19 protein-coding genes are annotated in these 18201 nt (G+C 71.1%); 18 read left to right on the top strand and 1 reads right to left on the bottom strand.

Annotated features, from left to right (window positions below; all coding sequences use genetic code 11):
* Positions 1 to 3 precede the first annotated feature (3 nt).
* From EJC77_RS14510 to EJC77_RS14435, 16 genes are all read left to right on the top strand, one after another.
* The gene (locus EJC77_RS14510) at positions 4 to 1272 is read left to right on the top strand and encodes an alpha/beta fold hydrolase (protein ID WP_125614048.1); all 1269 of its coding nucleotides are present in this window, start codon (positions 4 to 6) and stop codon (positions 1270 to 1272) included.
* Positions 1265 to 2728, top strand: a complete 1464-nt coding sequence (locus EJC77_RS14505) for an aminopeptidase P family protein (protein WP_125614045.1) — start codon at positions 1265 to 1267, stop codon at positions 2726 to 2728. The genes EJC77_RS14510 and EJC77_RS14505 overlap by 8 nt, the downstream gene beginning before the upstream one ends.
* A gap of 120 nt (positions 2729 to 2848) precedes the next feature.
* Positions 2849 to 3754 (top strand): dihydrodipicolinate synthase family protein, encoded by a 906-nt coding sequence (locus EJC77_RS14500; RefSeq protein ID WP_125614043.1) that lies wholly within the window; start codon positions 2849 to 2851, stop codon positions 3752 to 3754.
* Positions 3755 to 3782: 28 nt separating this feature from the next.
* Complete coding sequence (locus EJC77_RS14495; RefSeq protein ID WP_125614040.1) at positions 3783 to 4784, top strand: proline racemase family protein; 1002 nt, start codon at positions 3783 to 3785, stop codon at positions 4782 to 4784.
* The gene (locus EJC77_RS14490) at positions 4781 to 6055 is read left to right on the top strand and encodes an aconitase X (protein ID WP_125614037.1); all 1275 of its coding nucleotides are present in this window, start codon (positions 4781 to 4783) and stop codon (positions 6053 to 6055) included. The genes EJC77_RS14495 and EJC77_RS14490 overlap by 4 nt, the downstream gene beginning before the upstream one ends.
* Positions 6036 to 6518, top strand: a complete 483-nt coding sequence (locus EJC77_RS14485; RefSeq protein WP_125614035.1) for an aconitase X swivel domain-containing protein — start codon at positions 6036 to 6038, stop codon at positions 6516 to 6518. Before EJC77_RS14490 ends, EJC77_RS14485 begins: the two co-directional genes overlap by 20 nt.
* Positions 6515 to 7483, top strand: coding sequence for an ornithine cyclodeaminase family protein (locus EJC77_RS14480; RefSeq protein ID WP_125614032.1), 969 nt, complete (start codon positions 6515 to 6517; stop codon positions 7481 to 7483). The genes EJC77_RS14485 and EJC77_RS14480 overlap by 4 nt, the downstream gene beginning before the upstream one ends.
* Positions 7484 to 7552: 69 nt before the next feature.
* Positions 7553 to 8260, top strand: a complete 708-nt coding sequence (locus EJC77_RS14475) for a GntR family transcriptional regulator (RefSeq protein ID WP_125614030.1) — start codon at positions 7553 to 7555, stop codon at positions 8258 to 8260.
* A gap of 116 nt (positions 8261 to 8376) precedes the next feature.
* Positions 8377 to 8892, top strand: a complete 516-nt coding sequence (locus EJC77_RS14470) for a hypothetical protein (protein WP_125614028.1) — start codon at positions 8377 to 8379, stop codon at positions 8890 to 8892.
* Positions 8893 to 8918: 26 nt separating this feature from the next.
* Positions 8919 to 9503 (top strand): RES family NAD+ phosphorylase, encoded by a 585-nt coding sequence (locus EJC77_RS14465; RefSeq protein WP_276309080.1) that lies wholly within the window; start codon positions 8919 to 8921, stop codon positions 9501 to 9503.
* 52 nt (positions 9504 to 9555) lie between these two features.
* On the top strand, positions 9556 to 10716 hold the full coding sequence (locus EJC77_RS14460; protein WP_125614023.1) for an NAD(P)/FAD-dependent oxidoreductase: 1161 nt from the start codon (positions 9556 to 9558) through the stop codon (positions 10714 to 10716).
* The gene (locus tag EJC77_RS14455) at positions 10709 to 10975 is read left to right on the top strand and encodes a (2Fe-2S)-binding protein (protein ID WP_205787373.1); all 267 of its coding nucleotides are present in this window, start codon (positions 10709 to 10711) and stop codon (positions 10973 to 10975) included. The genes EJC77_RS14460 and EJC77_RS14455 overlap by 8 nt, the downstream gene beginning before the upstream one ends.
* A complete protein-coding gene (locus EJC77_RS14450; RefSeq protein ID WP_125614020.1) occupies positions 10972 to 12444 on the top strand; it encodes an FAD-dependent oxidoreductase in 1473 nt (490 codons plus the stop codon). Before EJC77_RS14455 ends, EJC77_RS14450 begins: the two co-directional genes overlap by 4 nt.
* Before the next feature lie 6 nt (positions 12445 to 12450).
* On the top strand, positions 12451 to 13911 hold the full coding sequence (locus tag EJC77_RS14445) for an aldehyde dehydrogenase (NADP(+)) (protein ID WP_125614018.1): 1461 nt from the start codon (positions 12451 to 12453) through the stop codon (positions 13909 to 13911).
* Positions 13912 to 14166: 255 nt separating this feature from the next.
* On the top strand, positions 14167 to 14448 hold the full coding sequence (locus EJC77_RS14440) for a type II toxin-antitoxin system Phd/YefM family antitoxin (protein ID WP_125614015.1): 282 nt from the start codon (positions 14167 to 14169) through the stop codon (positions 14446 to 14448).
* Positions 14449 to 14453: 5 nt separating this feature from the next.
* On the top strand, positions 14454 to 14720 hold the full coding sequence (locus EJC77_RS14435) for a type II toxin-antitoxin system RelE family toxin (protein WP_125614013.1): 267 nt from the start codon (positions 14454 to 14456) through the stop codon (positions 14718 to 14720).
* 762 nt (positions 14721 to 15482) lie between these two features.
* Here EJC77_RS14435 and EJC77_RS14430 read toward each other — a convergent pair.
* Positions 15483 to 16586: a GTP pyrophosphokinase gene (locus EJC77_RS14430; protein WP_125614010.1), complete on the bottom strand. Its 1104-nt coding sequence runs from the start codon at positions 16584 to 16586 to the stop codon at positions 15483 to 15485.
* A gap of 78 nt (positions 16587 to 16664) precedes the next feature.
* On the opposite strand from EJC77_RS14430, the gene EJC77_RS14425 reads away from it, so the two are divergent.
* The gene (locus EJC77_RS14425; protein ID WP_125614008.1) at positions 16665 to 17624 is read left to right on the top strand and encodes a carbohydrate kinase family protein; all 960 of its coding nucleotides are present in this window, start codon (positions 16665 to 16667) and stop codon (positions 17622 to 17624) included.
* Positions 17617 to 18153, top strand: coding sequence for a YbhB/YbcL family Raf kinase inhibitor-like protein (locus EJC77_RS14420; RefSeq protein ID WP_125614005.1), 537 nt, complete (start codon positions 17617 to 17619; stop codon positions 18151 to 18153). The genes EJC77_RS14425 and EJC77_RS14420 overlap by 8 nt, the downstream gene beginning before the upstream one ends.
* The last annotated feature ends 48 nt before the right edge of the window (positions 18154 to 18201 follow it).

The following is an 18201-nucleotide window of genomic DNA, read 5'->3' as shown; positions in this document are numbered from 1 at the left end:
GGGATGGCGGTGACCGACCACCGGGTCACGGTGCCGCTGGACTGGTTCGACGACGCGAACCCGGAGACCATTTCCGTGTTCGCCCGGGAACTCGTGGACCCGGCGCGGCGCGGCGAGGACCTGCCGGTGCTCGTCTTCCTGCAGGGCGGTCCGGGAGGCAAGGGCCCGCGCCCGGTGGGCCCGGACGGCTGGGTCGGCCAGGCGCTGAAAACGTACCGGGTGCTATTGCTGGACCAGCGCGGCACCGGGCGCAGCACGCGCGTCGACGCCCGCGCGATCTCCCGCTTCGACGCGGCCGCCGGGGCCGACTACCTGTCCCACTTCCGGGCCGACTCGATCGTGGCCGACGCCGAGCACCTGCGCAAGACCCTGTACGGCGGGCGCCGCTGGTCCACGCTGGGCCAAAGCTACGGCGGGTTCCTGACCCTGACGTACCTGTCCCGGGCGCCGGAGGGGCTGTCCGCCTGCTATGTGACCGGTGGGCTGGCCAGCATCCGCCCCGAGGCGGCCGAGGTGTACCGCCGCACGTTCCCTCGCACCGAGGGCAAGAACAAGCTGTACTACGACCGGTACCCGGCCGACGTCGACCTGGTTGGCCGGCTGGCGGACCGGCTCGCCGCCGGGGACGTGCTGCTGCCCGACGGCGACACCCTCACCGTGCGCCGGCTGCAGACGCTCGGCATCGACTTCGGCATGAAGCCGGGCTTTGAGCGGATGCACTGGCTGCTCGACGAGGCCTTCGACGAGACCGGCGACGAGCCCACCGACACGTTCCTGGCCCAGGTGCTGGCCCGCAGCTCCTTCGCGGACAATCCGCTGTTCGCCGCGCTGCAGGAGAGCATCTACGCCCACGGCGACAACGGGCCCACGGCCTGGGCGGCCCAGGCCGAGCGCGCCAACCACCCGCAGTTCGCCGAGACGGCCCGGCCGCTGCTGTTCACCGGGGAGATGATGTTCCCGTGGATGTTCGAGGAGATCCGCGGGCTGCGCCCGTTCGCCGGCGCCGTCCATGAACTGGCCCGCCGCGGCACCGCCAGCCCCCTGTACGACACGGACAGGCTGGCCGCCAACGACGTGCCGCTGGCCGCCGCCGTCTACTACGACGACATGTACGTCGACGCGGGGCTGCAACTGGACACGGCGGCCGCCGTCGGCAACGCCCACGCCTGGGTCACCAACGAATACGAGCACGACGGCATCGGCGATGACAAGGTGTTCGCCCGCCTGCACAACACGATTGCCCAATTGGGCGGAGGAAAAACCAATGACTGAGACAACGTTCACGCCCGCCACCCCGTCCATGCCGGCGCCGGCGAACCCTGACCCACGGCTGCCCCGGCTGGCCCAGCTGCCGGCGTTCAACGAGTTCATGGGGCAGGGCTGGGGCATCCCGGACCGGACCCCGCCGGTCGTCGCCGGTGCCGCCGCGGCCGCGGCCGCGCACCGCGCGAGGCTGTCGGCGGACTTCGCCGGCCAGGTGCTGGTCATCGGCGCCGGCACCGCGCCCGTGCGCGCCAACGACACCTACTACGACTTCCGCCCCGACTCGGACTTCTACTGGCTGACCGGCGCCGCGATCGAGGGTGCCGTGCTCGTCATGACCCCGGCGTCCGGCGGGCACGACGCCGTCCTGTACATCCCCGCCCCGGCCTACCCGGGCGAGCCGGCGTTCTTCGCCGACGCCGCCCACGGCGAACTGTGGGTGGGCTCGGCCCCAGGCTTCGACGACTGGGCCGGCGCGCTGGGCCTGGCGGTCAAGCCGCTGGCCGGCTTGGACGACGGCGTGACGAACGCCGCGCGCGCGGCCGGAGGTCCCGCGCTGGTCGCCGGCAGGCCCGACGCCGAGCTTGTCCGCCGGCACGCGCTGGCCGCCGACGGCGGGTTGGCCAGCGCCCTGTCGACGCTGCGCATGATCAAGGACGACTGGGAGATCGCCCAGCTGCGCGAGGCCGTGGACCACACCGTGGCGGGCTTCGCCGCCGTCGTCCGCGAGATCCCCACCGCCATCGCCGGGCCGGGGGAGCGGTGGCTGCAGGGCACGTTCGACCGGCACGCGCGCAGCCACGGCAACGGTGTGGGCTACGCGACGATCGTCGGCAGCGGCAAGCACGCGCCCACGCTGCACTGGGTGCGCTGCGACGGGCCCGTGCTGGCCGACGAGCTGCTGCTGCTCGACATGGGCGTGGAGACGAACAGCTTTTACACGGCCGACGTCACGCGCACGTTTCCGGCGTCGGGCACGTTCTCCCCGGTCCAGCGCCAGGTCCACGACCTCGTCGAGAAGGCGCACCGGGCCGGCCTGGCGGCCGTCGCTCCCGGGCGCGCGTTCACCGACTTCCACCAAGCCGCCATGGAGGTCATCGCCACCGGGCTGCACGACTGGGGCCTGCTGCCGGTCTCCGTGGACGAGGCGCTGTCCCCGCAGGGACAGCACCACCGCCGGTTCCTCGTGTGCGGGATCGGCCACCACCTGGGCCTGGACGTGCACGACTGCGCGAAGTCGCACTATGAGCATTACCAAGGGGCCCAGATGGCCGCCGGCATGGTGCTGACCGTGGAGCCGGGCCTGTACTTCCACGAACACGATCTCATGGTGCCGCCGGAGCTGCGCGGCATCGGCGTGCGACTGGAGGACGACATCCTGGTCACGCCCACCGGCTCCGAGGTGCTCTCCGACGCGTTGCCCATCGATGCGGCCGGCGTGGAGCGCTGGATGGCGTCCCGGTGATTGAGCATCCCGGTGATTGAGCCTGTCGAAATCACCCCTAGTAACATGTGACATTGCACTGGTAGACTTTCCCCATACCCGCGGTCCCGACCGCCACACACGCATCCAAAGGAGCATGACATGACCACTCGCACTCAGCCGTGGCGCGGCGTCCACGTCGCCACCGCCCTGCCGTTCAACAACGACCTGACCGTTGACTACGACGCGTTCGCCGAGCACGTGGCCTGGCTGGCCGCCAACGGCTGCGACGGCGTGTGCCCGAACGGTTCCCTTGGCGAGTACCAGACGCTCACCGACGAGGAGCGCGCCAAGGTCGTCGAGGTGGCCGTCGCCGCCTCGCCCGAGGGCTTCACCGTCATGCCCGGCGTCGCGGCGTACGGTGCCGACGAGGCCCGCCGCTGGGCCGAGCAGGCCAAGGCCGCCGGCGCCGCGTCGGTGCTGGCGCTGCCGCCGAACACGTTCAAGGCCGACGACGAGACGGTGGTGGCCCACTACCGCGAGGTCGCCAAGGCCGGGCTGCCCGTCGTCGCCTACAACAACCCGTACGACACCAAGGTTGACCTCAGCCCGGCCCTGCTGGCCCGCCTCTACAACGAGGGCCTGATCGTGGCCGTGAAGGAATTCACCGGCGATGTGCGCCGCGCCTACGAAATCGCCGAACTGGCCCCGGGACTTGACCTCCTCATCGGCTCCGACGACGTGCTCCTGGAGCTCGGCCTGGCCGGCGCCGTCGGCTGGATCGCCGGCTACCCGAACGCCATCCCGCAAAGCACCGTGGCACTGTACGAGCTGGCCACCAGCGGCAAGGCCGAGGACATCGCCACGGCGCTGCCGATCTACCGCGACCTGCACCCGCTGCTGCGCTGGGACTCCAAGACGGAGTTCGTGCAGTCCATCAAGCTGTCCATGGACCTCGCCGGGCGCAAGGGCGGCGCCTGCCGCCAGCCGCGCCTGCCGCTGCCCGAGGAGCTGACCGCGCGCATCAAGGCCGACACCGAGGCCGTGCTCGCCAAGGGCTACAAGTAAGCTCGCAGACACAAGGTCAGGAGTAACGATGCGCTCCAAGCGTGTGTTTCATGCCGTCGAGTCCCATACCGAGGGGATGCCCACCCGGGTGATCACCGGCGGCGTCGGGACGATTCCCGGGGCCACCATGGCCGAGCGGCGCCAGTGGTTCATAGACAACAGCGACGACGTGCGCACGCTGCTCATGTACGAACCACGCGGGCACGCGTCCATGAGCGGGGCCATCCTGCAACCGCCCACCCGGCCGGACGCCGACTACGGCGTGCTGTTCATCGAGGTCTCCGGGCTGCTGCCCATGTGCGGGCACGGCACCATCGGCGTGGCCACCGTGCTGGTGGAGACCGGCATGGTGGAGGTCCGCGAACCCGTCACCACCATCCGGCTGGACACCCCGGCCGGGCTGGTGGTGGCCGACGTCGCCGTGCGGGACGGGGCGGCAAAGTCCGTCACCATCCGCAACGTGCCGTCGTTCGCGCTGGCCCTGGACCAGACAGTCCGGGTCGACGGGTTCGGCGACGTCGGGTACGACATGGCATTCGGTGGCAACTTCTACGCGATCGTGGCGCTGGAGGACCTGGGCCTGCCGTTCGAGCGGGCCGCGAAGGACCGGCTGCTGGATGCCGGGCTGAGGATCATGGACGCCATCAACGCCCAAAACCTGCCCGTGCACCCGGAACGGGCGGACATCACCGGCTGCCACCACGTCTACCTGAAAGCGCCCGGTTCCACGGCACAGCATTCCCGCCACGCCATGGCCATCCACCCCGGCTGGTTCGACCGCTCCCCGTGCGGCACCGGCACCAGCGCCCGCATGGCCCAACTGCACGCCCGCGGCGAACTGGCACTGGACACCGACTTCGTCAATGAGTCCTACATCGGCACCCAGTTCATCGGCCGGCTGGTCGAGGAAACCACCGTCGGCGGGCTGCCCGCCGTCGTACCGACCATCACCGGGCGCGCCTGGGTGACCGGCACCGCCCAGTACCACCTGGACCCGGACGACCCGTTCCCGGCCGGGTTCCTGCTGTGAACACCCCGGCGCTGGCGCTCACCGGCGAGGAGAGCGCCATGCTCGCCGGCACGCGCGGCGCCGGGACGGCCATGGCCATGCGGCTGGTCACGGGGCTGGCCGGCGTGCTCGGCGCGACCCGGCTCATCCCCATCACCGGGGCGCACATCGACGGCTGCCTGTACCACGGCCGCGCCGGCCTGGACTTCGCGCGGAAGCTCGTTGACCTGGGCGCCACGGTGGCCGTGCCCACCACGCTGAACGTCAGTTCGCTGGACCTGATGCACCCGGGCCTGGTCCGGCTGCCGCCCACCGAGGCCGTGCCCGCCCGCGCGCTCATGGACGCCTACACGGCGCTCGGCGCGAAGCCCACCTGGACCTGTGCGCCGTACCAGTCCGTGCAGCGCCCGGGCGCCGGCGAGCACATCGCCTGGGCCGAGTCGAACGCGATCGTGTTCGCCAACTCCGTGCTGGGCGCGCGCACCGAACGCTACGGCGACTTCATCGACATCTGCGCGGCCATCACCGGCCGCGTGCCCGAGGCCGGGCTGCACCTGCCGGCCAACCGGGTGCCCACCCTCGAGCTGGACTGCTCGGGGCTGTCCGCGAGCCTGCTGGCCCACGACGCCGCCTGGGCGGCCCTGGGCGACGTCGTGGGCCGGCGCTCCGGCACGGGCGTCCCGCTGCTGACCGGGATCGACCCGGACCTGGTGGACGAGGACAAGCTCAAGGCGCTCGGCGCCACGGCCGCCTCCGCCGGCGGGGTCGCGCTGTTCCACGTGGCCGGCGTGACGCCCGAGGCACTCGCCGACGCGCCGGCCGCGCCGGAGTCGCTGCCGGTGGAGCGTGTCACCGCCGCGATGCTGCGCGCCGCCCGCGATGAATTGACGACGGCGGCCGGTGCCCGCGCGCTCGACGCCGTCGCGTTGGGCACGCCGCACTTCTCGCTGCCCGAGTTCGAGAAACTGGCCCAGGCGCTGGCCGACGCGCCGGCGTTCCACCCGGACTGCACGGTGTGGATCTCCACCTCCCGTGAGGTGCTGGCCCGGGCCCGCGACGCCGGCTTCGTCCAGGTGGCCGAGGCGCGCGGCGCCCGGATCGTGGTCGACACGTGCACCTACATCACGCCCATCCTGGCCCCGGACACGCGCACCGTCATGACGCCGTCGGGCAAGTGGGCCTGGTATGCGCCGGCGAACCTCGGCGTCGACGTCGTGTTCGGGACACTGGGCGAATGCGTGGCCTCCGCGTGCGCGGGGGAGGTGATCCGCGATGACACCCACTGGTCCTAACACCGTCCGCGGCGAGGCACTGGCCGCCCGGACACTGACACCGGGCACCGGCACGGGCCCGCTGCTGGTGCTGGACGAGCCGCTCTCCTTCTGGGGCGGCACGGACCTGCAGACGGGCGTCATCACGGACCCCCACCACCCCCAATACGGCACCTCGCTGGCGGGCCGCATCCTGGTCATGGACGCGTCCCGGGGATCGAGCTCGTCATCGTCCGTGCTGGCCGAGCAGCTGCGCGCCGGCGTCGGGCCGGCGGCCATCGTGCTGGGCGCCCGGGACGCCATCATCGTCCTGGGCGCACTCGCCGCCGCCGAACTGTACGGCACCCGCCTGCCGATCGTGCTCGCGGACGGCCCGGTCCTCGAGCGGTTGCGGGCCGCCGCGCCGGCGACAGCCACGGTCCAGGCGACGGCGGACGAAGCCATCATCTGCACAGCCATCATCGGCACGGAAGGAGCCCCATGAGCCTGCCCTACCTCGACGCGGAAGCCCTCAACACGCTGCTGTCCCCGCGAGCCGCCGTCCAGGCGCTGCACGACGCCCTGCGCGGCGGCCTCGACCCGGAGCTCGACCCGCCCCGCCTGTTCAGCCCGCTCACCGCGGGGGAATTCCTGCTCATGCCGGCGCAATCGGCCCGGTACGCCGGCATCAAGGTCGCCACGGTCGCCCCCGGCAACCCCGCCAAGGGCCACCCCAAGATCCAGGGCACCTATCTGCTGTTCGACGGGGACACACTCACGCCGCTGGCCGCGATGGACGGGGCCGAGCTGACGTTGATCCGCACCCCGGCCGTGACCACGCTGGCGCTCAAGCACCTGCTGGCCGTGCGCGGCCGGCCCGACGCCGGCACGCTGGCCGTGTTCGGCACGTCCCTGCAGGCCGAGCGTCACGTGGCGGCCATCAGCGAGGTGTGCGGCATCGAGGACCTCATCGTCATCGGCCGCCGGCCGGCGGCGGCCGCCGAGTTCGCCGCCCGCTGGGCCGCCCGCGGACTGGCGGCCCGCGTCGGTGGGCCGGGCGACGTGACCGGTGCCGACGTCGTCGTCTGCGCCACGTCCTCCGGCGAGCCGGTGTTCGACGGCGCGCTGGTCCGCGACGACGCGATCGTGGCGGCCATCGGCTCGCACGGGCTCGACGCGCGGGAGATCGATCCCGGGTTCGCCCGCCGCGCCGACGTGGTCGTCGAGGGCCGCGAATCCGCGCTGCGCGAGGCAGGCGACCTGATCCCGGCACGCTCCGTGGACCAGTGGCGCGAGCGCGGGCTGGCGACGCTCGCCGACCTGGTCAACGGCCGGTTCACGCCCGAGGACGGTGCGCCGCTGCTGTACACGGGCGTGGGCATGTCGTGGGAGGACCTCGTGGTGGCGGGACGGGCCTATGAATTGTCCGGCCGGGAACTTTTTCTCCGCGGCAAACCCGGCAACGACTAAAATGTCATATTGTAAACGCATCGGTTGATCCAGTGCTGCCGGGCACGGGCCGCAAGAAATGGAGACACAATGAACGCGGCATCCAATCTGGCGGCGTCCAATCTGGCAGGGTCCAGCCTGACCGGGTCCAGCTTAACGGTGGTCAAGAAGAGCGCCAGCCTGCGCGAGACCGTGACCCAGGCGCTGCGTGCCGCCGTCATCTCCGGCGAGATGCAGCCGGGCGAGGTTTACTCGGCGCCCATGCTCGGCAAGCGGTTCGGCGTCTCGCCCACGCCCGTGCGCGAGGCCATGCTGGACCTGGCGAAGGAGGGCCTGGTCGTGTCGCTGCCGAACAAGGGGTTCCGCGTCACCGAGGTCTCCGACGAGGACCTGGACGAGATCACCGCGCTGCGCCTGCTCATCGAGCCGCCCACCGTGCGCGAGGTGACCGGGAGGATTGACGACGACGGCCTGGCCCGATTGCGCGTGATGGCCCAGGACATCGTGGATTTCGCCGCCACGGGCGATCTCATCCCCTACACGGAGGCCGACCGGAAGTTCCACATCGCGGTCCTCGAATACAGCGGCAACAGGCGGCTGGTCGCCCTGATCTCCGAGCTGCGCGCGCATACCCGGCTGCTGGGCCTGGCACCGCTGGCCAAGACCGGCCGGCTGCGCGAGACGGCGCTGGAACACGTGGAGCTGGTGGACCTGATCCAGGCCGGGAAGGCAGCCGAGGCCGAGGACCTCATGCGCCGGCACATCGGCCACGTGCGCGGCGAGTGGGCCAAGCACTGAGTCCCGGTGGTTGAGCTTGTCGAGACCCCCGGTGGTTGAGCTTGTCGAAACCCCTGCCATGGAGCGCCGACGGTTCTTAGCCTAAGCTAGTGCATAAGAAAAGACAGGAGAATCCCATGGTCGCGGCATCCCGCAAACACGACCTGGAGAACGCTGTTGTGCGCCTCCATCAGGGGTTGGCCGCGCTGCGGGCGGCGGCCGCTGCCGTGACCGTACCCGTGACCCCGGAAATGGCCCGTGGGGTCCAGTCAACGGAGAACGCATGGCGTGCCATGGAGGCCGAATTCCCGTTCCTCTCCGCCCGCGAGGTTGGTGACCTGCTCGGCTCAACGTCCGGCAATGTGTCCAGCTTCGCCACCGATCGACGTCGCGCCGGAACGTTGTTGGGCATCAAGCGACGCAATGCGTACCTGTACCCGGCATTCCAGTTCAACGTCGAACTCCGTGCGGTGCGCCCCGTGGTCCCCCGTCTTTTGCGGATGGCCAACCGTCTGGACGTCCCCAGCGCCGACCTGGCCCAGTGGCTGTGCGCGCCAACGGGCCAACTGGACGACCGGCGTCCGGTCGATCTGCTCGATGAGGAGGACGTCGTCGTCCAAGCGGCCGAAAACCACTACGGGGTGCAGTGGTAGTCGGACCCCGCGGCGACTTCACGCCGATGGAATTCCTCCTGCGGGAGGGTGCCTTGATCTACCGAGTCGCGAGCGGCGCCTCGGGTCGAGCTGTGAACAGTTTCAATCCGGGAGTGGGCCGTCCGACACGGTTCGCGTTCTTCGGCACCCCGGTGGTCCCGGCCCTCTACGCCGCGGACACTCCCGAGGCGGCCGTGTGCGAGACGCTGCTGCATGACATTCCAGCCAATGGCGGCGTGCTCACCCCTCGCGACTACCAAGACAAGGTCATGGGACGACTCCGGGTCTCCCGGGCCCTGGTCCTGGCGTCTTTCATGGGGACCGGTTTGAAAGCGCTGCGAGTCGAGGCCTCCGACATCACCACGACAACCGCGACCCGGTACCCGGAAACAGTGAAATGGGCCGTGGCCGCTCATGAAGCCGGCTTCGATGGCGTTGCCTGGATGAGTGGCAAGTGCAACACGGACAGGGCCTACATGTTCTTCGGCGACCGGGTTGCAGAGGAGGACCTCGCCATCGACCCGGAATTTGCCAGGCTGTTCGAATTGGAGGCGGATCGGACGTGGCTCACGGAGTTCTGTTCCCCACTCCACATCGACGTCCGCTGGTGACTGGCGCCCATGCCCCCTGTCATCCCTCTGTAGCATGTGACATACTACTAGCATGAGTCTTCCCCCGACCGCGGACGTCGTCGTCATCGGTGCCGGTGCCACGGGTGCCGCGTGCGCGTACTTCGCCGCGCTGGCCGGGTTGCGCGTGGCGGTCGTGGAGCGCGGCGCCATCGCCGGCGGCACGTCCAGCGCCTGCGAGGGCAACATCCTCGTCTCCGACAAGGAGGCCGGCCCGGAGCTCGCCCTGGCCCAGTACTCGCAGCATCTGTGGCGGACGGACCTGGCCGAGTTCGGGCCGCTGTGGGAGTTCGAATCCAAGGGCGGCCTGGTGGTTTCCGCCAGGCCCGGCACGCAGGAGAACCTGGCCGCCCTGGCCGAGCGCCAGCGCGCCGCCGGCATCGACGTGGAGCTCGTGGACGGGCCGGACCTGCTGCGTCTTGAGCCGCTCCTGTTCCCGGCCATGGCCGGCGGCGCCTTTTACCCGCAGGACGCCCAGGTGCAACCCATGCTCGTCGTGGCGCACCTGCTCCGGCTGGCCCGCGGGCTTGGCGCCACCGTCCACCCGGACACCCAGGTCACCGGCTTCGTCCGCTCCGGCGACGCCGTGACGGGAGTGCAGACCACCCGCGGCATCATCGCGGCGCCCCGCGTCGTCAACGCCGCCGGTACGTGGGGCGGCGCCGTGGCCGCGCTCGCACGGGTCACCGTCCCGGTGCTGCCGCGCCGCGGCTTCGTCATGGTCACCGAACCGCTGCCCGTCACCGTCCACCACAAGGTGTACGCGGCCGAATACGTGGACAACGTGGCCAGTTCCGACGCCGGGCTGCAGACCTCCCCGGTCGTGGAGGGCACCGACTCGGGCACCATCCTGATCGGCTCCAGCCGCGAACGCGTGGGCTTCGACAAGACGTTTTCGCCCCGGGTACTCGCCGAGATGGCGGGCAAGGCGATCGCGCTGTTCCCATTCCTGTCCGACGTGTTGGCGCTGCGCAGCTACTTCGGCTTCCGCCCGTACTGCCCGGACCACCTGCCCGTCATCGGCCCGGACCCGCGCGCTCCCGGACTGTGGCACGCCTGCGGGCACGAGGGCGCCGGCATCGGCCTGGCCGCCGGCACCGGGGCGCTCATTGCGGCGTCCCTGACCGGCGCGCAGCCCGCCCTCGACCTGTCCCCGTTTGTCCCCGAGCGTTTCGAGGAGCCCCTCCATGCCTGAGCTCAGCCTGACCTTCGACGGCGCGCCGTTGTCCGCCCGCCCCGGGCAGACCGTCGGCGCCGCGCTCACCGACGCCGGCGTCGTCGCCTGGCGCACCACCCGCAACGCGGGCCGCCCGCGCGGGCTGTTCTGCGGCATCGGCGTGTGCTTCGACTGCCTGATAATGGTCGACGGCGTCGCGAACCAGCGCGCCTGCCTCACCCCGGCGCGGGGCGGCATGGAGTTGCGGTCGGGCCGGGAAACGGAGGCCCCCGAATGACCACGCTGGCCTGCGACGTCGCCATCGTCGGGGCCGGGCCGGCGGGCCTGTCCGCCGCCGTGCACGCCGCCGACGCCGGATTGAACGTTGCGCTCGTCGACGCCGGCACGCAGCCGGGCGGCCAGTACTGGCGGCACCCGGACGAATCCCACCCGGTGCCGGATGAGGGCGAGGGCCACCACGGCTGGCGCGAGTTCACCGACCTGCGCTCCCGCCTGTACGCCCATGAGACCACCGGCACCCTGACATACCTGCGCGGCACCCAGGTCTGGCTGATCGAACCAGCCCGGCCCGCCGGCGTCGTGCTTCGACTGGCCCCGGCAACGGATCCGGCTCCGGCCGCCGGCACCGTGACCGCGCGCCACGTCATCCTGTGCCCGGGCGGCTACGACCGGCAACTGCCCATCCCCGGCTGGGACCTGCCCGGCGTCATGGCCGCCGGCGGCGTCCAGGCGCTGCTCAAGGGCAACCGGACCGCGGCCGGGCGCGTCGCCGTCGTCGCCGGCACCGGGCCGTTCCTGCTGCCCGTCGCCACCGGGCTGGCGCACGCCGGCGTCAAGGTCGCCGCGATCTGCGAGGCCAACAGCCCCACCGGCTGGCTGCGCAACGCCGGGGGCGCGGTGCGTGCCCCGGCGAAGGCGCTCGAGGGCGTCGAATACGCCACGGCGCTGGCCCGGCACCGCATCCCGTACAAGATCCGCACCGCCGTGACGGCCATCCACGGCACCGACCGGGTGGAGTCCGTGACCCTCTCCAGGGTGGACGCGCACGGCACCGCGATCGCCGGCACGCAGCGGACCGTGGCGTGCGACGTCGTCGCGCTCGGCTGGGGGTTCACGCCGCAACTGGAGCTGGTGCTCGCCGCCGGCGCCGAGACCACCGTGGACGTGGACGGGTCGCTGATCGCCGTGGTCGACGACCGGCTGGCCAGCACCGCGCCCGGCGTCACGGTCGCCGGCGAGGCGACCGGCGTGGGCGGGGCGCCCATGGCGGTGCTCGAGGGCGAGCTGGCCGCGCTGTGCGTGTCAGAGGCCTTGGGCGTCGCGGCGGCGCCGGGCGGTCCGGCTTCCGAGGGCCGGATCCGGGCCCTGCAGCGTGACCGGGCGCGTCTGCACAGGTTCGCCGTCGCCATGCACCGCGCCAACCCGGTCCCCGCGAACTGGCAGGACTGGCTCACGCCGGAGACGCTCGTGTGCCGCTGCGAGGAGGTCACGCACGGCGCGCTGTGCGACGCGCACACGGAGCTCGGCGCGGCGGACGCGCGTACCCTGAAGTCGTTCGGCCGCCCCGGCATGGGCTGGTGCCAGGGCCGCGTCTGCGGCTTCGCCGTGTCCGAGATCGCCGCGCGCTTCGCGAACCGGCCGACGTCGGCCGACGACCTGCGCTCGATGGCGAAGCGTTCGCTGGCGGCGCCCGTGACGCTGGGGCAGCTGGCCGCACTTGACTTTGACGACGTACACGAAGGGTAGAACCGCATGAACACCACCGAACCCACCACCCCCGAAGAGCTCGAGGCCATCCTGGCCCGCGCCGACGCCGCCGCCACGGCGTGGGCGCAGGTGCCCGCCGCGGACCGAGCGGCCGCACTGCGCGGCGTGGCCGACGCCCTGGACGCCGCGGCCTCCGACCTGCTGCCGGTCGCCGCCGAGGAGTCCCACCTGCTGCCCGGCCGGCTCGCCGGCGAGCTGACGCGCACCACGTTCCAGCTGCGCCTGTTCGCCGAGATGCTCGACGACGGCGGCTACCTGGACGCCCGGATCGACCACGCCGACGATGCCTGGCCCATGGGCGCCCGGCCGGACATCCGCCGCGTGCTGGAGCCGCTGGGCCCGGTGCTCAACTTCGCCGCCAGCAATTTCCCGTTCGCGTTTTCCGTGGCCGGCGGCGACACGTGCGCCGCGCTCGCCGCCGGCTGCTCCGTGATCGTGAAGGTCCACTCGGGGCACCCGCGGCTGTCCGCGCTGGTGGGCCGGGTCGCGGCCGGGGCGCTGGACGCTTTTGGCGCACCCGCCGGATTGCTGCAGCTCGTGTTCGGCACCCAGGCCGGCCGCGAGGCGCTGCTGGACCCGCGCGTGAAGGCTGGGTCCTTCACCGGCTCCATCCCGGGCGGCCGGGCGCTGTTCGACCTGGCCGTGTCCCGGCCCGAACCCATCCCGTTCTACGGCGAGCTCGGCAGCGTGAACCCGACGTTCGTGACGAAGGCGGCCGCCGCGGCCCGCGGCCCGCGGATCGTGGATGAATTCATCGGCTCCTACACGCTGGGCGCCGGCCAGTTCTGCACCAAGCCGGGCATCCTGCTGGTGCCGGCCGCATCCGGCATGGTCGACGCGCTCGCCTCCAGTGACCGACCCGCCCCGGCCCGGCTGCTCAACGACCGGATCCAGTCCGGCTACGTGGAGGTCCTGCAGGGGCTGCTCGCCCATGACGCGGTGGCGCCGCTGGGCTCCACGGACGGCAGCCTGGACGCCCCGCCCGCCCCGACGCTCGTCGCCACCACGGCCGAGGCGCTGCTGGCCGATCCGGACGGCCTGGTCACGGAGTGCTTCGGGCCGACGGCGCTCGTGGCCACGTACCGCGACGAGGACGAGCTGCTCGCCGTGGCCCGGGTCATCGACGGCCAGCTGACGGCGACCATCCACGGCGAGGACGACGACGCGATCGCACCCGAGCTGATCCGGCTGCTGGCCCGCAAGGCCGGGCGTGTGCTGTGGAACCAGTGGCCCACGGGCGTCTCGGTCACGTACGCGCAGCAGCACGGCGGCCCGTACCCGGCCACGACGGCGCCCACCAGCACGTCGGTCGGCACGGCCAGCATCGGCCGGTTCCTGCGCCCGGTAGCCTACCAGGGCCTGCCCGCGCACCTGCTGCCGGGCGCCCTGCAGGACGCGAACCCGCTGGGCGTGCCGCAGCGCGTGAACGGCGCCCTCGCCGATTGAGCTTGTCGGCGATCGAGCCCGTCGGTGGTCGAGCTTGTCGAGACCCAGCGGTGATCGAGCCCGTCGGTGGTCGAGCTTGTCGAGACCCAGCGGTGATCGAGCCTGTCGGTGGTCGAGCCTGGGCCCACGGCCGCGAGGGGCCCCGCCCGAGCTTGCGAGGGTGGGGAGCGGCTGGGGAGCGAGATCCGCTGTTTGAGCAGGTGAGGTGTGAGCAACAGACCCAGGTGTGACCATAATTCAGACCTAGAATGAAGCATGCAGACACTTCCGTTGTCCACCGTGAAGGCCAAGCTCTCGGAGCTTGTCGATGCCGCGTCCTTGACTCATGAGGAAGTCGTGATTACCAAGAACGGCCGCCCGGCGGCGGTGATCATCGGGACCGATGAATGGGAATCCTTGCAGGAGACGCTTTTCTGGCTTTCACAACCGAACATCCGGCAGGATCTGGGCGAAGCGCGCCGGGACATTGCCGAGGGTCGGGGGATCTCGGAGACGGAAATCCGGCGCGAATTCGGCGTTCCCAAACGCCGTTCCTGACGCCGGTGGCGTATGGGATAATCCTTTCGCCGGCTGCTCGCCGGGACCTGCAACGCGTCCCACCAAGAATTGTGCGGGCGATCGTTGAGTTCATGTACGGCGATCTTTCGAAGAATCCACGGCGTGTAGGCAAAGCCCTCAGACGGGAGCTGGCCGGATACCATTCGGCTCATCGAGGGCCGTACCGGGTCATCTACTCCATCAACGATGAGACGGCGGTCGTCGAAGTCCTCCGCATCGACCACCGCGCTGATGTGTACAAACCTCGCTGATCGAGCCGGCCGACGGGCAATGCCTACCCGGCCGGCAGCGGCTTGCGGGCCAGCCATGCGGCGACGATCGCCCCGGAGACGTTGTGCCACACGGAGAACACGGCTTTCGTCCTGGCCATGTTACGACTGGATCCCCGCTCCCTGATTCGCCGGGTCAGGTTGAGGATCAGTGCCTCATACTTCTGACTGCCAGACGCCGATCGTCGACAGTGGTTGCAGGGCGACTTCCGCCGTGACGCTGGATACGACAGAGATCGTATGTACGGCGAACAACAATTCAGGTGCAGGATGCGGATGCTAGATACTCTTAGCCGTCCCTCTTGGCGTCATCGGGCTGATCGTCAATGCGTGCTCACCGAAGGAAACCGACGAGGAAAAGGCTGCTCGTGATAGGTGGGTCGCCATGAAGGTCCATGAAGCGGCCGTTGGCGTAAGTGACGAATCGGATCCTTCTTCGGTATCCCCGATCCCGAGAGCAACCGTGACCCCGACGCCGTCGAAGACGATGCCCCCACCGACTACTGGCGGGGCCTGCTGCCCGGCGCCCTGCAGGACGCGAACCCGCTGGGCGTGCCGCAGCGCGTGAACGACGCCCCGGCTGGTTGAGCCTGCCGGTGGTCGAGCTCGTCGAGACCCGGTGGTCGAGCTCGTCGGCGGTCGAGCTTGTCGAGACCAGGCATGCCCAGTGATTTCGACAAGCTCAATCACCGGCGGTCGAGCTCGGCGAGGCCGGGATTTCGACAGGCTCAATCACCGACAAGCTCAATCACCGTTGGCCTCCCGGTAGCGGCGCATCTGGGCCAGCCGGCGGTGCAGGCTGTCCCGGCGGGGCGTGTTCTCGTCCGCGGCGTCCTCGGCGGTCAGGTCGATGTGCGCCTGGCCGAACCGCCACAGCAGCAGGTCGTCGAGCAGCCGGTCCGGGCCGGGGGAATACCTGTGGTCGAGGGCCTTGCGGACATTGCTGATGGCCTGCGGCTGCAGCAGGCCGGCCAGCTCGATGGTCCGCTTGAGTCCGTGCGCCGCCAACAGCTCGGCCGCCCAGCCCCAGTCGTCGTCGGACTTCCTGTCCACGTGCGGCAGGAGGGTCTGCCAGATCGCCTTGATGCGGTTGGGTGTCAGTGGCACGTCGCCCTCGCCGTCCTCGTCCCAGAAGCTCGTCACCTCCTCATACCGCTCATGCAGCTCCGAGAACGCCGCCTCCACCGTTTCGAGCATGGCGGCCGTGGCGGTGAACTGCCGGTCGAAGTATGGGCTCCACGCGCGCGGGTCCTGCGCCTTGAAGCGGATGTCGTGCTCGATCTCGCTCCACGCGTGCGCGAAGACGGTGCGGATCTGCACCTCGAAGAAGTAGCTGCCGTTCGGCTTCGCCGCCGGGTCCACGACCTGCTGGTAGGCCTTGACGACGTCGTTCTGGATGCTGCGCAGGATCAGGTGCCGGCTGGAGTACCCGTACGTGCCCGACTCGATCGAGCCGATGTCCTTCTCCCGGTCGCCGCGGCAGTCGAAGATGGCGCGCTGGCGCTTGATCAGGTTGGCCGCGGTCGCATTCTCGCCCAGCAGCGTCGTGATGACGCGAACGCCCACCAGGTCGATGAGGTTCCGCAGCGGGTCCGGGAACTGCAACGCCGGGACCGCGCCCGGGGTCTGCTCCACCATGCGCGCGGCCTTCTCCCGGAACGACTCCACCGTCTTGGTCCGGCTCGTGACGAACAGCGGCTTCTCCTCGGCGTCGTCGAACACGGCCCGGACCCGGGACTCCATCTCCGCGGTCACTGTCTCCAGCGCGGGGCGGATGCGTTCGTATTCGGCCACGCTTGCGGCCACGGCGGGGCGCAACGACTCGTCCAGGAGGTCCCAGTTGCTCATGGCTTCGAGCCTACCCACTTGCCGGCCACGCCGCGTCATGCCAGGGGCCCGGGCCCGCCGGCGTCGTAGGCTGGTGCAATGCTGACAGTCATTGGAGAGGCGCTCATCGACGAGGTGGTCCGGCCGGGGCGGGCGCCGGAGCCGCACGTGGGCGGCAGCCCCCTGAACGTGGCGGTCGGGCTGGCCCGGCTCGGCCACCCCGTCCAGTTCCTCGGCCGCTACGGCACCGACCCGTACGGGACCATGGTGGCCACCCACCTGCGCGAGTACGACGTCCTGGTCCCCGTCGTCCCGGACCACCTGCCCACCTCGGTGGCCCGCGCCGTGCTGGACGGATCCGGCGCCGCCGCGTATGAGTTCGCCCTGGACTGGCAGCTTCCCTCGATCGCCCCCGACGCCAGTGGCGGGCCCAATTTCATGCTGGCCGCCACCACGCTGCTGCACACCGGATCCATCGCCACCATGCTGGCCCCGGGCGCCGACCAGGTGTTCCAGGCCGTCCTGGCCGCCCACCCGGGCGCCACCATCACGTACGACCCGAACTGTCGGTCGTCCATCATCACCGACGTGGCCCACGCCCGCGCCCAGGCCGAGAAGTTCGTGGCGCTCGCCGACGTGGTCAAGGCCTCGGACGAGGACCTGGCCTGGCTGTACCCCGGCGTCGACCCGCTGGAATCGGCGCGCCGCTGGCTGGCGACCGGCCCCACGGACGCCGGCCCCGCCGTCGTCGTCGTCACCCGCGGCGGCGACGGCCCGTGGGCGGTCTGCGCGGCCGGCGAGGTCGCCTGCCCGGTGCCGCGCACCGCCGTCGTCGATACCGTGGGCGCCGGCGACTCGTTCATGGCGGCGCTGCTGGGCGCCCTGGTCGACGCCGAGCTGGACGGGGCGCACCGGCGGGCCGAGCTCCGCGCCATGGGCGTCGGCAAGCTGGAGGCCATGATCCGCTACGCCGCGCGCGCCGCCGCCATCACGGTCTCGCGTGCCGGCGCCAACCCGCCCACCCGATCCGAACTGCAGGAAGGTACGACCCATGCTTGACTACGACCCCTACACGCTGCTGTCACCGAAGCCCGGCTTCACGCTCACCAGCGAGTCCCTGGCCGACGGCGACACCATGCCGGCGGCGCAGGTGGCCGCCGGCGCCCACCGGCACGGCCGTGACCTGTCGCCGCAGCTGTCCTGGAGCGGCTTCCCGGCCGGGACACGCAGCTTCGCCGTGACCATGTTCGACCCCGACGCGCCCACCGCGAGCGGCTTCTGGCACTGGGTCGTCGCCAACATCCCCGCGACCGTGACGTCGCTGGCCGAGGGCGCCGGCGATTCCAAGGGGTCCAAGGGGCTGCCCGCTGGCGCGCTGACGCTGAAGAACGACGCCGGGTACCCCGGTTACATGGGCTCGGCACCGCCCGCCGGGGATGGCCCGCACCGGTACATGGTCGTGGTGCACGCCGTGGACGTGGCCGCCCTGGACGTGCGCGCGGACGCGACCCCGGCCGTGCTCGGCTTCAACCTGAACTTCCATGGGCTGGCCCGGGCCCGGCTGACCGGCGTCTTCGAGGCCAAATAACCGGGCTGCCTCTTCCACCGAACGCATTCAAGCGCATTCCGGTTATCG

This window comes from Specibacter cremeus (assembly GCF_003946885.1).
In the GTDB taxonomy this organism is placed as follows: domain Bacteria; phylum Actinomycetota; class Actinomycetes; order Actinomycetales; family Micrococcaceae; genus Specibacter; species Specibacter cremeus.
Note: the sequence above shows the minus strand (reverse complement) of the source record. Positions and strands in the feature narration are given on the sequence as shown.

Bases quoted from the DNA above. Each gene is read 5' to 3' on its own strand.
- EJC77_RS14505 (WP_125614045.1), top strand. From the start codon at position 1,265: ATGACTGAGACAACGTTCACGCCCGCCACCCCGTCCATGCCGGCGCCG.
- EJC77_RS14475 (WP_125614030.1), top strand. From the start codon at position 7,553: ATGAACGCGGCATCCAATCTGGCGGCGTCCAATCTGGCAGGGTCCAGC.
- EJC77_RS14460 (WP_125614023.1), top strand. From the start codon at position 9,556: ATGAGTCTTCCCCCGACCGCGGACGTCGTCGTCATCGGTGCCGGTGCC.
- EJC77_RS14485 (WP_125614035.1), top strand. From the start codon at position 6,036: ATGACACCCACTGGTCCTAACACCGTCCGCGGCGAGGCACTGGCCGCC.
- EJC77_RS14440 (WP_125614015.1), top strand. From the start codon at position 14,167: ATGCAGACACTTCCGTTGTCCACCGTGAAGGCCAAGCTCTCGGAGCTT.
- EJC77_RS14465 (WP_276309080.1), top strand. From the start codon at position 8,919: ATGGAATTCCTCCTGCGGGAGGGTGCCTTGATCTACCGAGTCGCGAGC.
- EJC77_RS14455 (WP_205787373.1), top strand. From the start codon at position 10,709: ATGCCTGAGCTCAGCCTGACCTTCGACGGCGCGCCGTTGTCCGCCCGC.
- EJC77_RS14450 (WP_125614020.1), top strand. From the start codon at position 10,972: ATGACCACGCTGGCCTGCGACGTCGCCATCGTCGGGGCCGGGCCGGCG.
- EJC77_RS14420 (WP_125614005.1), top strand. From the start codon at position 17,617: ATGCTTGACTACGACCCCTACACGCTGCTGTCACCGAAGCCCGGCTTC.
- EJC77_RS14425 (WP_125614008.1), top strand. From the start codon at position 16,665: ATGCTGACAGTCATTGGAGAGGCGCTCATCGACGAGGTGGTCCGGCCG.
- EJC77_RS14430 (WP_125614010.1), bottom strand. From the start codon at position 16,586: ATGAGCAACTGGGACCTCCTGGACGAGTCGTTGCGCCCCGCCGTGGCC.
- EJC77_RS14470 (WP_125614028.1), top strand. From the start codon at position 8,377: ATGGTCGCGGCATCCCGCAAACACGACCTGGAGAACGCTGTTGTGCGC.
- EJC77_RS14510 (WP_125614048.1), top strand. From the start codon at position 4: ATGGCGGTGACCGACCACCGGGTCACGGTGCCGCTGGACTGGTTCGAC.
- EJC77_RS14480 (WP_125614032.1), top strand. From the start codon at position 6,515: ATGAGCCTGCCCTACCTCGACGCGGAAGCCCTCAACACGCTGCTGTCC.
- EJC77_RS14495 (WP_125614040.1), top strand. From the start codon at position 3,783: ATGCGCTCCAAGCGTGTGTTTCATGCCGTCGAGTCCCATACCGAGGGG.
- EJC77_RS14500 (WP_125614043.1), top strand. From the start codon at position 2,849: ATGACCACTCGCACTCAGCCGTGGCGCGGCGTCCACGTCGCCACCGCC.
- EJC77_RS14445 (WP_125614018.1), top strand. From the start codon at position 12,451: ATGAACACCACCGAACCCACCACCCCCGAAGAGCTCGAGGCCATCCTG.